Genomic DNA, 15,403 nt, shown 5'->3' with positions numbered 1-15,403 from the left:
CGCTACTACAACCACCACCGGCTGCACTCCACCAACGGCCACAACACCCCAGCCGAAACCCGAACCAACTATCGTCAGGCCCCGGCTGCCTGAAAACCCCGTGTCCGCCTCACCGGGGCAACTCCACGTGTCGACCGTCCAGTCACGCGTGTCGACCGTCCAGTCACGCGTGTCGACCCTTCGCGCACGCATGCCGACCCTCGGCGTCCCCTCCGGAGCCCGAACTGGCGTACCCGGAGCGTCGGATGGCGTACCCGGAGGGTCGGCCGGCGTACCCCAAGGGTCGGTTCGCGGGCCTGGAGGGTCGACACGTGTGTTTCACGGGTCGACACGCGTGATTGGGGAGCCGACACGGTGTCCGTGACTCGATGGGTGGGAACGTTCCGGCCCGAGATGTACACATTCGGCGCTAAACAGCGTTTTCTGGGTACCCAACGTGACGGAAGTGCTGGGCTGAACGGGTGATGGGGCGACTAACAGGGTCGGCTGTTCAGGAGCGTTCAGTGAGCCGGCGTTCGCCGGGCGCGTAGATGTGACACCCGGCGCCGCGGTGTCCTTCTGACTCGATTCTTTACATCCAGGTTTCCGGCTGGCTACCGTCTGCGCCTGGAAGCGCTCCCAGATCGCTGGCTCCCTACGGACAAAGGAGTTCCGCAGCCATGCGTTCCTCCCCTCGAAAGCGCGCCCGTACGCTGGCACTGGCTTCGGCCGTGCTGGCGGCCACGGGTGCGGTGGTCGCCCCACCACCGGCGCTCGGCGCCGACATCGCCTGTTCCGTCACCTACACCACCAACGACTGGGACACCGGGTTCACCGCGAACGTCTCGCTGCGCAACGACGGAGCTCCGTTCGACAGCTGGAAGGTCGGCTGGACGTTCCTCGACGGCCAGAAGGTCCAGCAGGGCTGGAGCGCGACGTTCGCCCAGTCGGGCGCCGCGGTCACCGCGACGAACATGTCCTACAACGGCCACCTCGACACCGGCGCGAGCACGTCGTTCGGGTTCAACGGCTCGAAGGGCTCGGCCAACCGGCCGCCCACCGACTTCTCGGTGAACGGCACCGCGTGCACCGGCGCCAACAAGGCACCGACGGTCACCCTGACCTCGCCGAGTTCAACCGGCTCGTACTACGCCCCGGCGACGATCCCGCTGGCCGCGACGGCCGCCGACAGCGACGGCACGGTGAGCAAGGTCGAGTTCTACGCCGGTGACACGCTGCTGGCCACCGACACGGCCGCGCCGTTCGAAGGCAGCTGGGGCAACGTCCCGGCCGGGACGTACTCGATCAGCGCCAAGGCCTACGACAACAAGGGCGCCAGCACGACGTCCAGCCCGGTCAGCGTGAAGGTCCTCTCCGGCCCGACGATCGTCGCCGCCCCGGCGACCGCGCAGGTCAAGCAGGGCGGCACGACCACCTTCGCGGTCTCCCTCGCCGGTGCCCCGACGGCCCCGGTCACCGTCGCCGTCGCGCGCACGGCCGGGAGCACCGACCTCACGGCCGCGCCGACGAGCCTGACGTTCACGACGGCGAACTGGAACGTGCCGCAGAACGTCACGGTCACCAGTGCCGACAACGGGGGAGCGCTCGGGAGCGCGACCTTCACCGCGAGCAGCAGCGGCTACACCGCGGCCACGGTGGCGGTCAACGAGATCTCGTCGTCCACTTCGGACTACCAGCTCGCGTTCCTGACGCAGTACAACAAGATCAAGGACCCGAACAACGGCTACTTCCGCAAGTTCGGCAACATCCTGGTGCCCTACCACTCGATCGAAACGCTGATCGTCGAGGCACCGGACCACGGGCACGAGACGACGTCGGAGGCGTTCAGCTACTACCTCTGGCTGGAGGCGTCCTACGGCCGGGTGACCGGTGACTGGGCCCCGTTCAACCAGGCGTGGACGTCGATCGAGACGTACGCGATCCCGTCGGCGGCGGACCAGCCGGGCAACTCCGGGTACAACGCCAGCAAGCCGGCGACGTACGCGGCGGAGTACCCGACCCCGAAGTCCTACCCGTCGCCGCTGCAGAGCAACGTCTCGGTCGGGTCCGACCCGATCGCGGCGGAGCTGAAGGCGGCCTACGGTTCGCCGGACGTCTACGGCATGCACTGGCTGCTCGACGTGGACAACATCTACAAGTTCGGCCACTGCGAGGACGGCACCAACACCGCGCCGGCGTTCATCAACACCTTCCAGCGCGGCTCGCAGGAGTCGGTCTGGGAGACGGTGACCCAGCCCAGCTGTGACGTGCTGAAGTTCGGCGGCAAGAACGGGTACCTCGACCTGTTCACCGGCGACTCCTCCTACGCCAAGCAGTGGAAGTACACCGACGCGCCCGACGCGGACGCCCGCGTGGTGCAGGTGGCCTTCCAGGCCGAGAAGTGGGCCCAGGCCCAGGGCAAGAGCGCCGATGTCGCGGCGGTGCTGAAGAAGGCCTCGAAGATGGGCGACTACCTGCGGTACTCGCTGTTCGACAAGTACTTCAAGAAGATCGGCAACTGCGTCGGGGCCTCGAGCTGCCCGGCCGGCACCGGCAAGGACAGCGAGCACTACCTGATCTCGTGGTACTACGCCTGGGGCGGTTCGATGGACTCCTCCAGCGCGTGGGCGTGGCGGATCGGGGACGGTGCGGCGCACCAGGGTTACCAGAACCCGCTGGCCGCGTACGCGTTGTCGGCCGACCCGGGCCTGAAGGTCACTTCGGCGACCGGTGCCACCGACTGGGCGACCAGTCTCAGCCGGCAGATGGAGTTCCTGCAGTGGCTGCAGTCGTCCGAAGGCGGTCTCGCCGGCGGCGCGACCAACAGCTGGGAGGGCCAGTACGGCACCCCGCCCGCGGGCACGCCGACCTTCTACGGGATGTACTACGACTGGCAGCCGGTCTGGCACGACCCGCCGAGCAACCAGTGGTTCGGCTTCCAGACCTGGGGCATGGAACGGATCGCCGAGTACTACCAGGCGACCAACGACGCCCGGGCGAAGAAGATCCTCGACAAGTGGGTGCCCTGGGCGATCGCGAACACCACGGTCGGGGCCGGCGGCAGCTTCCAGATCCCGTCCGACCTGACCTGGAGCGGCGCGCCGGACACCTGGAACGCCACCAGCCCGGGTGCGAACAACAGCCTGCACGTCTCGGTGAAGAACTACAGCCAGGACGTCGGGGTCGCGGCCTCGCTCGCCAAGACGCTGCTCTACTACGCGTCCGGGTCGAGCAACGCCCAGGCCAAGACGGTCGGGGAGCAGCTGCTGACCGCGCTGTCGGCGAACACCGACAGCAAGGGCATCGCGGTGCCGGAGACCCGGTCGGACTACGACCGGTTCGACGACAAGTACAACGCCACCACGGACCAGGGGCTCTACGTGCCCTCGGGCTGGACCGGCACGATGCCGAACGGCGACGCGATCAACTCCAGCTCCACGTTCCTGTCCATCCGTTCCTTCTACAAGAGCGACCCGCAGTGGCCGAAGGTCCAGGCCTACCTGGACGGCGGCGCCGCGCCGACGTTCACCTACCACCGGTTCTGGGCGCAGTCGGAGATCGCCACGGCGTTCGCCGCGCACGTCGCCCTGTTCGGCTGAGAGGCACTTGATGAAGCGACTGCTCTCGCTGGTGGTCGCCGCACTGGTCGGGGGCGCCGTTCTCACGGCGTCCCCGGCCACCGCGGCCCCGCAGACCACGGCGGCGGCCGGCACCGGCACCGGGTTCTGGCACGCCAGCGGATCCCAGCTGGTCGACGCGACCGGCGCGCCGGTCCGGATGACCGGGATCAACTGGTTCGGCGCCGAGACGGCCAACTACTCGCCGCACGGGCTGTGGAGCCGCAACTATAAGGACATGCTCGACCAGATGGCCGGGCTCGGGTACAACACGCTGCGGCTGCCGTACTCGAACCAGCTGTTCGACAGCGGTTCGAAGCCGGTCAGCATCGACCAGGTGGCGAACCCGGACCTGCAGGGCCTGTCCGGCCTGCAGGTGCTCGACAAGATCGTCGCCTACGCCGGTGTCAAGGGCATGCGCGTGCTCTTGGACCGGCACCGGCCGGACTCCGGCGCGCAGTCCCCGCTCTGGTACACCAGTGCCTACCCCGAAAGCCGCTGGATCTCCGACTGGACGATGCTGGCCCAGCACTACCGGGGCAACCCGACGGTGATCGGCGCGGACCTGCACAACGAACCGCACGCGATCCAGGGCGGCGGGGGAGCGTGCTGGGGCTGCGGCGACACCGCGACCGACTGGCGGCTCGCCGCCGAACGGGCCGGCAACGCCGTGCTCGCGGTCAACCCGGACTGGCTGATCGTCGTCGAAGGCGTCGACTGCGTCAGCGGCACCGGCGATCCGGAGTGCGGCTGGTGGGGCGGCAACCTTTCCGGGGCGCAGGAGTTCCCGGTACAATTGTCCAAACCGGACAAGCTGGTGTACTCCGCGCACGAGTACGCGACTTCGGTGTTCGCCCAGAAATGGTTTTCCGACCCGGCTTTCCCGGCGAACCTGCCCGCGTTGTGGGACCACTTCTTCGGCTACCTGCACAAGCAGAACATCGCGCCGGTGCTGCTCGGCGAGTTCGGTTCCACGCTCGCCGACCCGCGCGACAAGGTCTGGCTGCAGGAACTGATGAAGTACGCCGGCACCGGCACGTCCGGGATGAGCTTCACCTACTGGTCGTGGAACCCGAACTCGGGGGACACCGGCGGCATCCTCAACGACGACTGGACCACGGTCAACCAGACCAAGCAGGCGATCCTGCAGCCGTACCTGATCCCGCCGGTGGGTTCGGGCGGCGGCACGACCGACCCGCCGCCGGCGGCGAGCTGCGCGGTCACCTACCACGTCGACAACACCTGGCCGGGCGGCTTCACCGCGACCGTGACGCTGAAGAACACCGGCAGCTCGGCGCTGGAGAACTGGGCGCTCGGCTGGACCGTGCCGTCCGGCACGCAGCTCACCGGCGGCTGGAACGCCACCGTCACGCAGACCGGGCAGCAGGCGAGCGCCAAGGCGCCCGCCTGGGCACCCGACCTGGCCGGCGGGGCGTCGGTCTCGATCGGCGTCCAGGCCACCGGCCCCTCGACCGGCACGCCGGGCGGCTTCGCCGTCGGCGCGACCGCCTGCACCACCTGACCCACCCACGGAACGATTAAGGAGCGCACTCGATGAGGAGTGAATTCTGGTCCGCGAAGAGGAAGTCACGGTTCGCCGTGGCGTCCTCGGTGACCGCGGCGGCGATGACCGCCGGATTGCTGGTGGCCGGGGGCAGTCCGGCGGGCGCCGCCACCGGCTGCAAGGTCACCTACACGGTCAACCAGTGGGACACCGGCTTCACCGCGAACGTCGCCGTCACCAACCTGGGCGACGCCGTTTCGTCCTGGAACGTCGAATGGGACTTCGCCGGCAACCAGCAGGTGCAGCAGGGCTGGAGCGCCACGTTCAGCCAGAGCGGCAAGCACGTGAGCGCGAAGAACCCGTCGTGGGGCGGGAACCTGGGCTCGAACGCCACGGCCAGCTTCGGCTTCAACGGCTCGTACTCGGGCACCAACGCCATCCCGACGTCGTTCTCGCTCAACGGCGCGCACTGTGACGGCACGCCGCAGACCACGACGCCGACCACCACGCCCACCACGCCGACGACCCCGACCACGCCGACGACCCCGACCACTCCCACCACCCCGACGACGGTGACCACGACGCCGCAGCCCGGGACCCACGTGGAGAACCCGTACTCCGGGTCGAAGGGGTACGTGAACCCGGACTGGTCGAGCCAGGTGAGCGCGGCGGCCGCGGCCAAGGGCGGCACGCTCGGCGCCCAGATGGCCAAGGTGGCCAACACCTCGACCGCGGTCTGGCTGGACCGGATCGCGGCGATCGAGGGCACGTCGAGCGCGCGCGGCCTGCGCGGGCACCTCGACGCGGCGCTGGCCCAGCAGAGCGGCGGGACGCCGGTGACGATCCAGATCGTCGTCTACGACCTGCCCAACCGCGACTGCGCGGCGCTGGCGTCCAACGGTGAGCTGAAGGTCTCGCAGAACGGCCTGGCCCGCTACAAGAGCGAGTACATCGACCCGATCGCGTCGATCCTGTCCGACGCGAAGTACGCGCCGCTGCGGATCGTGGCGATCGTGGAGCCGGACTCGCTGCCGAACCTGATCACGAACACCTCGATGGCGACCTGCGCGGAAGCGCAGTCCAGCGGGGCGTACGCGCAGGGCATCCAGTACGCGCTGAACAAGCTGCACGCGATCTCCAACGTCTACAACTACCTGGACATCGCGCACTCGGCGTGGCTGGGCTGGGACAGCAACTTCCAGCCGTTCGTCAACCTGGTCAAGCAGACCCTGCAGGGCACCACGGCCGGCGTGAACAGCATCGACGGCTTCATCAGCTCCACGGCGAACTACACGCCGCTGACCGAGCCGAACCTGCCCGACCCGAACCTGAACGTGGGCGGCCAGGCGCTGAAGTCGGCGACGTTCTACCAGTGGAACCCGTACTTCGCGGAGGTCCCCTTCGCCACCGCGATGTACAACGCCTTCGTGGCGGCCGGCCTGCCGAGCGGTATCGGCATGCTGGTCGACACCTCCCGCAACGGCTGGGGCGGCTCGGCCCGGCCGAGCGGCGCTTCGGGATCCACTGTGGACGCGTACGTGAACTCGGGCCGGATCGACCGGCGGCTGCACCGCGGCAACTGGTGCAACCAGAGCGGTGCGGGCCTGGGTGTCCGGCCGACGGTGGCCCCGCAGGCGCACTTCGACGCCTACGTCTGGATCAAGCCGCCGGGTGAGTCCGACGGCGCGAGCCAGCAGATCCCGAACGACGAAGGCAAGGGCGCGGACCCGATGTGCGACCCGACCTTCCACGGCACCCAGCAGGCCAACGGCGGCAACCTGACCGGTGCCCTGCCGAACGCCCCGCTGTCGGGCAAGTGGTTCGAAGCCCAGTTCGAGGAACTGGTCCAGAACGCCTACCCGCCGGTGCAGTAAAAGACCCCGGACCGGGCGGTGCCGCGCAGCCGCCGCCCGGTCCGGCCTCCACCACGGTGGCAGTGGCCCGTCCCGCCGGGCCGCTCGCCGCAGTCCCGCCCGCGCCGCCTGACCGGCCGGGCGGGACAGCGTGATCCGGCCCGGCGTCCGCAGCGGCCTCCTGCGACCCCGGGCCGGATCCCGCGGCGTGCCCTTCGGCCGCTCAGCCGAGGTCCTTGCGGAAGCTCAGCCGGTCCAGGCCCGGCCCGTCGTAGTCGGGCTGGACCGGTACCCCCTCGAACTCCTTCGGCCCTGGTTCGGTGACGAACCCCATCCGGGTGTGGAACGCGTGCGAACCCTTGTTCTCCGGCGAAGTGATCGCCCGGACCACCGAGCGCCCGTGCGCGGCGCTGTAGGCGAAGAAGCGCTCGTAGAGCGCCGCGCCCAGACCGCGGCCGCGTTCGGCCGGCTCGACTCCGACGAAGTGGATGTAGCTCTCGGCCGGTCGCGACGGCGAGAGGAACCCGATCAGGAACGCGACGATCCGTTCGTCCGCCGTCACCAGGACGCTGCTGCCGGTGAAGTGCTGGAACATCAGCTTCGGCAGGAGCAGCGCCCGCTGGCGGGAGCCCGCCTCGCCGCCGAGGCCGCCCCACCAGCGGTCGAGGACGGCCAGCACGGGGAGGTGGTCGTCCGGGCCGGGGTGCCGGATCGTGTGGTGCCGCCAGGGCTCGGGCAGGGGGATGAGCACGGTCTCCACCCTGCCCGGCCCGGCGGCCTCCGGCGAGCGGGTTTCCGGTCAGGGGACGACCCGGTGCACCCCGACGAGCACCTGCTGCCACACGGCGGCGGGGTCGGCGCCCTGCTCGACCGCCTTGAGCGCCGGCGCGATCACCGTCTCCTGGATCTTGCCGTCACCCGGCCCCTTGTACTGCGGTTTGCCGACCTTGCGGGCCTGGGCGACGAAGATCTGGCCGCTCAGCGTCGCGCCGAAGTAGCCGTTCATCTCGCTGAGCAGGTCCGGCGAGGTGAAGGCGTCGACCTGGCTGGGGAAGTTCCCGCTGACCCGGAACGCGTGCAGCTGCTGCTCCGGCGCGGTCAGCCAGGCGGCGAGCGCGGCGGCCTCCTTCTGGTGCGGGCTCGAGGCCGGCACGGTGAGGAAGGACCCGCCCCAGTTGCCGCCGCCGTCGGGGAAGGCGTCGGTGAGCGCCCACTTGCCCGCGTTGCCGACCCCGGCCTGCTGCTCGATGACGCCGAGCATCCACGAAGGACAGACTTTCGTCGCGAAGGCGCCGGTGCGCAGGCCGTTGTTGCCGTCGTCGGCGAAGGCGGTGAGCCCGGCCGACTGCCCCTGCTTCACCGCGGTGGTCACCTGGTTCCAGGCGTCCCGGAGCGCGGTGTTCGTCTCCAGCGTCGAGTGGTCATCGCGGTCGAGGTAGCCGATCGGGAGCTGGTTGACCTTCGCGTTGAAGACCTGCGCCGCGGAGTCGAACCACGGCTTGCCCTTCGAGCGCTTGACGTACTTCTCGCCGGCCTTGAAGTAGCTGTCCCAGGTGGCGAACATCGTCTTCACCGAGCCCGGGTCGGTCGGCAGGCCGGCGGCTTCGAGCAGGTCCTTGCGGTAGCACATGGCCAGCGGGCCGATGTCCGTGCCGTAGCCGACGAGCTTGCCGTCCTTGCTGCGGCCCGCCTCGTACTTCCACTCCAGCCACCGGCCGGGTTTGACGTCGGGCGGCCCGATCTCGGCGAGGTCGGCGAACTTGTCGGCGTGGGCGAGCACGTCGGCGAGGTGGCCCTCCTCGACGGCCTGGACGTCGGCGAGCTCCTGGTTCTTCTGCAGCTTGTTCAGCAGGTCTTCGTGGTACGGTCCGCCCTGCTCGGTCCGGACCTGGCGGATGGTGAGCCCGGGGTGGGTGAATTCGTAGCCGGGGATCAGGTCGTCGTAGCCGAACTGGCCGAAGGTCGCCACGGTGAGCGTGATCCGCTCCGGTGTGGCCGGTCCGCATCCCCCGGTCAGGAAGAGCAGGACGACGGCGGCGGCGAAGGCCGCCGATCTTCGGATCTGCCTCATGCGCGCGCACTCCCCATCCACGGCACGCTCCTTGCCCCCGTTGGCTGGGAGCGCTCCCGGGGCGAGTCTTGTTTCCCGGTGCGGCGGGTGTCAAGGTGCGCGACGGCGGGTGTCCGCGCGAACACGGACCGCGGGCTCCCGCGCAGGTGGTGCCCGGGGTCCCGGTGTGGAGAGAGGGTGCGATGAAGCGTCCGACGATCAGCGACATCGCGAGGGAGGCCGGCGTCTCCAAGGGCGCGGTCTCCTACGCCCTCAACGGCCGGCCCGGCGTCTCGGAGGCCACCCGGCGGCGGATCACCGAGATCGCCCGGGAGCTCGGGTGGGCGCCGAGCAGCACCGCGCGGGCGCTGTCCGGCGGCCGGTCCGGAGCGCTCGGCCTGGTGCTCGACCGGTCCCTGGAGGAGTTCGTCCCGGCCCTGCTCGACGGCTTCGAGGGCGAGCTGCTGCTGCAGGTGGCCCTGGGCCGCGAAGCCGCGCTGGCCATCTACCGCCGCTGGCGCGCCGAGCGGAGGGTCGACGGCGTGCTGCTCACCGAGCCGGGCTGCGCGGCCGAGCTGGTCCGGATCGGCCTGCCGGCGGTGGTGCTCGGCGGGCCGGGCGGCGTGCCGGGCGTGCCGTCGGTGCTCGTCGACGACGTCACCGGGGCCGCGGAGGCGCTGGCCTACCTCGCGGCCCTGGGGCACCGGCACGTGGTCCGCATCGCGGGCGCGGCGGCGTTCGCCGACCCGGCGGCGCGCCGGAGGGCCTTCACTACGGCGGCGACGGGCCTGCCGCACCCGGAGACCGTCCACCCGGAACCGTCGGCCGACGCGGTCCGCCGCGTGCTGGCCGAGCGCCCCCGGCCCACCGCGCTGCTGTGCGACACCGACGACCTCGCGGTGGCCGCGCTTGCCGCCGCGCGGGAACTCGGCCTCGTGGTGCCGAGGGACCTCTCGGTGGTGTCGTGGGACGACACGCCGTTGTGCCGGCTGGTCCGGCCGGCGCTGACGGCGATCCGCCGGCCGCTGGCCGAGCTCGGCTCGCTGGCGGCTTCGGTGCTGCGGGACGTGCTGGCGGGGGAGCGGACCGGCGATGTGCAGACGTCCCGGCCGAGGCTGATCACGCGGGGGAGCACCGGTCCGGCGAACGCGTGAAGGCCGCTTCCGCCCGGTGCCGCTGCCGCGAATGACTCATTCGGGACCTCCGAGGTCCCGAATGAGTCATTCGCGACCTTCCGGCGCCGGCCTCGCGAACGCGTGAAGGCCGCTTCGGGGGCGTTCCCGAAGCGGCCTTCCCGGCTGTCCGTCCACTCCGGACGGTTCAGGTGCCCTGGCACGTCGGCGACGGGGCCGCGTTCCCTCCCGTCGTGTTGACGACCAGGCCGAACGTGGTCGTGCCGTCGGCCGCCACGCTGCCGTTCCAGTTGGCGTTGCGGACGGTGACCGCCGAACCGGACTGGTTCAGCGTGCCGTTCCACACGCTGGCGACCGTCTGGCCCGCGGGCAGTGTCCAGCCCACCTGCCAGCTCGTGTACGCCCTCGTGCTGTGGTTCATCACCGTCACCGTGGCCTGGTAGCCGCCGCTCCAGGTGTTGGTGATCTCGTACATCGCCATGCACGAGCCCTGCGGCATCGACGTCGTGGTCGTCGGCGTCGTGGGGGTCGTCGGCGTGGTGGGCGTGGTGGTCGTCGGCCCGGTCGGGGTCGTGGGCGTGGTGGTCGTCGGGCCCGTGCCCGGGTCCTTCACGCCGGTGACCTCGCCGTGCCCGCCGTCGAAGGTGACGTCCGAGCAGCCGTAGAACGTTTCCGCGCTGTCCGAGCGCTTCCACACCGAGTAGATGATGTGCCGGCCGGACTTGTTCGTCGGCAGGGCACCGCTCCACTTGTACTGGCCCTCCACCGTGCCGACCTGACCGGTCACCGGCGGGTGGTCCACCGTCAGGAACGGCGTGTCCTCCAGCGAGTCCCAGGTGAGCGGCTGGTTCGGGTTCCAGCCGTCCTTCGTCACGTAGGTGTAGAACCAGCCCGGGTGGGCGGCCCACGCGTTGTACGAGAAGTCGAACTGGGCGCCGGCGGTCAGGTGGGTCAGCGGCCAGTTGCCGACCCCGTCGAAGCCCGCGTAGTTCGGGTTCCCGCCCGAGCACAGCTTCCCGTCCGGGATGAACCCGCGCGTGCGCCCGGCGCCGTCCGAGCGCAGCACGCCGAACCAGTTGTACAGCGAGTTGGCCCCGCTGACCCCCACGGCGGCCGCGCAGGCCGGGTTCTGGGGCTTGATCTCGCCCGTCGAGCTGAGCCCGTCCTGCCAGCACAGGAAGGTCCGGCTGCCCGGTTTCATCATGGCGCCGTGCGCCTCGGCCGTGCCGGTGCTGAGCAGGATGGCGGTCAGGCTCGCCAGCAGCACGGTGACGGCGGCGAGGATGGTACTTCGTCTCCTGGTCACGTCAGTCCCTTCATTGGGTTGCGTGCGTCGAAGACTGGGAGCGCTTCCAAGGTCAGGATACGCGGCGGCGGTCACTTCCGGAACAGCCCGCGATGGCCGGGGCGGGAGCCTTGGCCTACCTTGACGGAGGCTCCTCGACCAGGGCGGGCCCGTGTGAGAAAGGCAGAGAGTGGACAGTCCGTCTTCGGTTCCCGCCTGGGTGCGGGCCGAACCCGCCCGGCTGCTCGGATTCGCCCGCGGCGCGGCGCACCCGGACGGCGGGTTCGCCTGGCTCGACGACACCGGCCGGCCGGTGCTCGACCGGCCCGTCGAGACCTGGATCACCTGCCGGATGACGCACGTCTTCGCGCTCGCCTCGCTGCAGGGCGCGGACACCGGCGAGCAGGTCGCGCACGGCGTCGCGGCCCTCACCGGCCCGCTGCGGGACGCCGAGCACGGCGGCTGGTACGCCTCCACGGCGTTGGCGGAGAAGCGGGCCTACGAGCACGCGTTCGTCGTGCTGGCGGCCGCGAGCGCGGCCGCCGCCGGTGCCGAAGGCGCGCGGCCGCTGCTGGCCGAGGCCCTGGAAACCGTCGAATGCCGGTTCTGGGAACCGGGGGCCGGGCTCGTCGCCGACGTCTGGGACCGCGGCTGGACGCGCCTGGAGGACTACCGCGGCGCCAACGCCAACATGCACACCGTGGAGGCCTTCCTCGCCGCCGCCGACGTCACCGGCGACGCGGTGTGGGCCACCCGTGCGCTGTCCATTGTGGAGCGTCTGATCCACGGCGAAGCCCGCGCTCACGGCTGGCTGCTCCCGGAGCACTTCGACCCGGACTGGCGCGTCCGGCTCGAGTTCAACCGCGCCGAGCCCGCCCACCCGTTCCGCCCGTTCGGCGCGACCATCGGGCACCTCTTCGAGTGGGCGCGGCTGGCCGTCCACCTCGGACGCGCGCTCGGCGACGCCGCCCCGGCGTGGCTGGTGCCCGACGCGATCGCGCTGTTCGAGGCGGGCGTCCGGTACGGCTGGGCCGTGGACGGGCGGCCGGGGTTCGTCTACACGACCGACTTCGCCGGGACGCCGGTGGTGCGCACCCGGCTGCACTGGGTGGTGACCGAGGCGATGGCCGCGGCGTGGACGCTGCACCAGGAGACCGGCGAACCGGCCTACCTCGCCCGGTTCGAGCAGTGGTGCGCGCACGCCGAAACCTGCTTCGTCGACCGGGAACTCGGTTCGTGGCACCACGAACTCGACCCGGACAACCGGCCCGCCGCGACAGTGTGGGCCGGCAAACCGGACGTCTACCACGCCTACCAGGCGACGCTGCTGCCCGGACTGCCGCCGGCGGCGTCGTTCGCCGGCGCGCTCCTCCCGCGCGGCTAGACTGCGTTCGCCGTCCCCTCTCCGAAGGAGCACCATGTCGCCTTTCGTCGCGGCCGAAGACCGGTACGCGGACATGCCGTACCGGCGGGCCGGGCGCAGCGGGCTGAAGCTGCCCGCCGTGTCGCTCGGCCTGTGGCACAACTTCGGGGACCACAAGCCCCTCGACGTCCAGCGGGCGGTGCTGCGCCGGGCGTTCGACCTCGGGGTGACGCACTTCGACCTGGCCAACAACTACGGCCCGCCGCCCGGCTCGGCCGAGACCAACTTCGGGCGCCACTTCGCGGCCGACTTCCGCCCGTACCGCGACGAGATCCTGGTGTCGTCCAAGGCGGGCTACCTGATGTGGGACGGCCCGTACGGCGAGTGGGGCTCGCGCAAGAACCTCCTGGCGAGCCTCGACCAGAGCCTGGCCCGCACCGGCCTGGACCACTTCGACGTCTTCTACTCGCACCGCCCCGACCCGGACACGCCGATCGAGGAGACGATGGGCGCGCTCGACACGGCGGTGCGTTCGGGCAAGGCGCTGTACGCGGGGATCTCGAACTACTCGCCGGAACAGACCGAGGCGGCGCTCGCGGCACTGCGGGAGCTCGGGACGCCGCTGCTGATCCACCAGCCGCGCTATTCGATGCTCGACCGCTGGGTCGAAGACGGCCTCCTGGACACCCTGGACGCGCACGGCGTCGGCTCGATCGCGTACTCGCCGCTGAGCCAGGGCCTCCTGACCGACCGCTACCTGGACGGCATCCCGGCCGACTCCCGGGCGGCGGGCGCCAGCCCCTTCCTCACCAGCGACCGGCTGACCGACGACACGCTGGCCACCATCCGCGCGCTGAACGAGATCGCGAAGGGGCGTGGTCAGACGCTCGCGCAGCTGGCGATCGCGTGGGTGCTGCGGCGCGGGCGGGTCACGTCGGCGCTGATCGGGGCGAGCAGCGTCGCGCAACTGGAGAACACGGTCGCGGCGACCGCGAACCTGGAGTTCACGGACGAGGAGCTGGCCGGGATCGAGCGCGCCCTGGACCGGTAGCCGGCGCCCTCAGCAACCGATCCGGGAGGTGCCCACGGCCACGTCGTCGAACCACAGCGTGTCCGCGTCGCCCGCGTAGCTCTCCCAGCCCAGGCGCAGGTCGGTCAGCGCCGGGTGCCAGGACTTCGCGAGCCACTGCTGGTCGATGTCCTGGGTCGGGACGCCGTCGACCACCAGGCCCGGCACCTCGGCGGAGTTCAGCCACGTCCGGAGCCGGCCCGCCGAGCCGTCGACTTCGAACTCGAAGCACGACCACGTGCCCGTCGCCAAGGGCACGCTCTGGGCCACCCCGGCCGGGCTCTGGGCGGGCAGCGTGGCGTCGTCGGACTCGCGGTTCCACTGCAGGGCCTTGTTCTGGCCGCCCGCCCGCAGGTCACGGCCGCCGTCGGCGGTGTCGCGCAGGGCCATGAAGGCCACGTGCCCGGTGGGCAGCGGGGTCGTGTGCCGGACCCAGAAGCGCCCGAACAGCGGGCCGGTTCCGGTGAGACCGGTGCCGAGGAAGGCGTGGTTGCAGTAGCCGCCCTGGCCGGTGACCTTGACCGACCGGCTGCCCGAGTGCGCGACCGCCGTGTCGACGGCGACCGTGCCCGTGCCCGTGCAGTTCGCCGCGCCGACGGTCCAGCGGCCACCCGGGGTGCTGCCCGTCTGCTGCTCGAAGTCGTCGCAGAGCGTGGCGCCCGAGCAGCCGGCGGGCGGCGGCCCGGAAGTCGTGGTGGTGGGAGTGGTGGTCGGCGTCGTGGGTGTGGTCGGTGTCGTCGGCGTGGTCGACGTCGGGGGTGCGGGGTCGCCGCACGAGACGCCGTTGAGCGCGAAGTCCGCCGGTGTGTCGTTGGTCCCGCTGTAGGTGCCCTGGAGGCCGAAGGAGACCGTGCCGCCCGCGGGCACCGACCCGTTGTAGGCGAGGTTCTGCGCGGTGACCGCCGTCCCGGTCTGGCGGACGGTGGCGTTCCAGGCCGACGTGACCGCCTGGTTCCCGGCGTAGTGCCAGGTGAGCGTCCAGGACGAGACCGCGGTGGCGCCGTTGGTCACCGTGATCTCGGCCGTGTAGCCGCTCTGCCACTGGTTGACGCGGTAGGCGACCGAGCACGCGGGGGCGGCGGTGGCCGGCCCGGCCACGAGGACCGCAGTGGTGCCCGCCGCGGCGAGGCAGAGCGCGGCCAGTGCGCCGGCGAACCTGTTCATGGGGTGGCTCCTCGTGGGGACGCGGACAGGGGCGTCGTGGCTTGCACCACGACGCCCCTGGGTGGTGGCCGCGTTCTGGCGAGGCGACCTGGCATGGGAGCGCTTCCAGCCGCCGGAAAGGTAACCCCGGTGTGTCGTGCTTGTAAAGAGCGACCCGGCTGCGAGCCGATCCGGTGGTCCGTTTTCCGCAGCCGGGACGCCCGGCGTCCCCACTGAACGCTCCTGAACGGCCGAACCCGTTGGCGTGCAGTACTTGTCCCGGTCGCACTGCGCCACCGGTACCCGGCGCGGGACACCTCCGTTGGGGTGGAATCCGGAAATCCGCGCCAAGATCACGAAATGGCCCTCGCGACCCGGAAATTGGGAGCGCTCTCAGGGCGTCTGTC

General features: G+C 71.0%; 10 protein-coding genes. 6 read left to right on the top strand and 4 right to left on the bottom strand.

Going from position 1 to position 15,403, the window contains the following annotated elements:
* Window positions 1-659 precede the first annotated feature (659 nt).
* The 3 genes from H5965_RS27835 to H5965_RS27825 are packed head-to-tail and all read left to right on the top strand — an operon-like array spanning window position 660 to window position 6,974.
* Entirely contained in the window at window positions 660-3,578 is a 2,919-nt protein-coding gene (locus tag H5965_RS27835) for a glycoside hydrolase family 48 protein (RefSeq protein ID WP_310973202.1), read from the top strand.
* A 10-nt stretch (window positions 3,579-3,588) separates the two neighbouring features.
* Entirely contained in the window at window positions 3,589-5,118 is a 1,530-nt protein-coding gene (locus tag H5965_RS27830; RefSeq protein WP_310973200.1) for a cellulase family glycosylhydrolase, read from the top strand.
* 32 nt (window positions 5,119-5,150) lie between these two features.
* Complete coding sequence (locus H5965_RS27825) at window positions 5,151-6,974, top strand: glycoside hydrolase family 6 protein (RefSeq protein ID WP_310973198.1); 1,824 nt, start codon at window positions 5,151-5,153, stop codon at window positions 6,972-6,974.
* A gap of 202 nt (window positions 6,975-7,176) precedes the next feature.
* Here the strand turns inward: H5965_RS27825 and H5965_RS27820 are convergent, their stop codons facing one another.
* Both H5965_RS27820 and H5965_RS27815 read right to left on the bottom strand, forming a co-directional pair.
* Complete coding sequence (locus H5965_RS27820; RefSeq protein ID WP_310973197.1) at window positions 7,177-7,704, bottom strand: GNAT family N-acetyltransferase; 528 nt, start codon at window positions 7,702-7,704, stop codon at window positions 7,177-7,179.
* 48 nt (window positions 7,705-7,752) lie between these two features.
* Complete coding sequence (locus H5965_RS27815) at window positions 7,753-9,024, bottom strand: ABC transporter substrate-binding protein (RefSeq protein ID WP_310973195.1); 1,272 nt, start codon at window positions 9,022-9,024, stop codon at window positions 7,753-7,755.
* A 182-nt stretch (window positions 9,025-9,206) separates the two neighbouring features.
* Between H5965_RS27815 and H5965_RS27810 the strand changes: the two genes are divergently transcribed.
* On the top strand, window positions 9,207-10,157 hold the full coding sequence (locus H5965_RS27810) for a LacI family DNA-binding transcriptional regulator (protein WP_310973193.1): 951 nt from the start codon (window positions 9,207-9,209) through the stop codon (window positions 10,155-10,157).
* 166 nt (window positions 10,158-10,323) lie between these two features.
* On the opposite strand, the gene H5965_RS27805 is transcribed toward H5965_RS27810, so the two are convergent.
* A complete protein-coding gene (locus tag H5965_RS27805; protein WP_310973191.1) occupies window positions 10,324-11,442 on the bottom strand; it encodes a lytic polysaccharide monooxygenase in 1,119 nt (372 codons plus the stop codon).
* Between the two features lie 169 nt (window positions 11,443-11,611).
* Between H5965_RS27805 and H5965_RS27800 the strand changes: the two genes are divergently transcribed.
* The gene (locus tag H5965_RS27800) at window positions 11,612-12,805 is read left to right on the top strand and encodes an AGE family epimerase/isomerase (protein WP_310973189.1); all 1,194 of its coding nucleotides are present in this window, start codon (window positions 11,612-11,614) and stop codon (window positions 12,803-12,805) included.
* 34 nt (window positions 12,806-12,839) lie between these two features.
* Window positions 12,840-13,835, top strand: a complete 996-nt coding sequence (mgrA, locus tag H5965_RS27795; protein WP_310973188.1) for an L-glyceraldehyde 3-phosphate reductase — start codon at window positions 12,840-12,842, stop codon at window positions 13,833-13,835.
* A 9-nt stretch (window positions 13,836-13,844) separates the two neighbouring features.
* On the opposite strand, the gene H5965_RS27790 is transcribed toward mgrA, so the two are convergent.
* Window positions 13,845-15,017, bottom strand: coding sequence for a cellulose-binding domain-containing protein (locus H5965_RS27790; protein WP_310973187.1), 1,173 nt, complete (start codon window positions 15,015-15,017; stop codon window positions 13,845-13,847).
* Window positions 15,018-15,403: the final 386 nt, after the last annotated feature.

The sequence above is a fragment of the Amycolatopsis sp. 505 genome (assembly GCF_031625235.1).
Classification (GTDB): domain Bacteria; phylum Actinomycetota; class Actinomycetes; order Mycobacteriales; family Pseudonocardiaceae; genus Amycolatopsis.
This window is presented reverse-complemented; position numbering and strand designations above follow the sequence as displayed.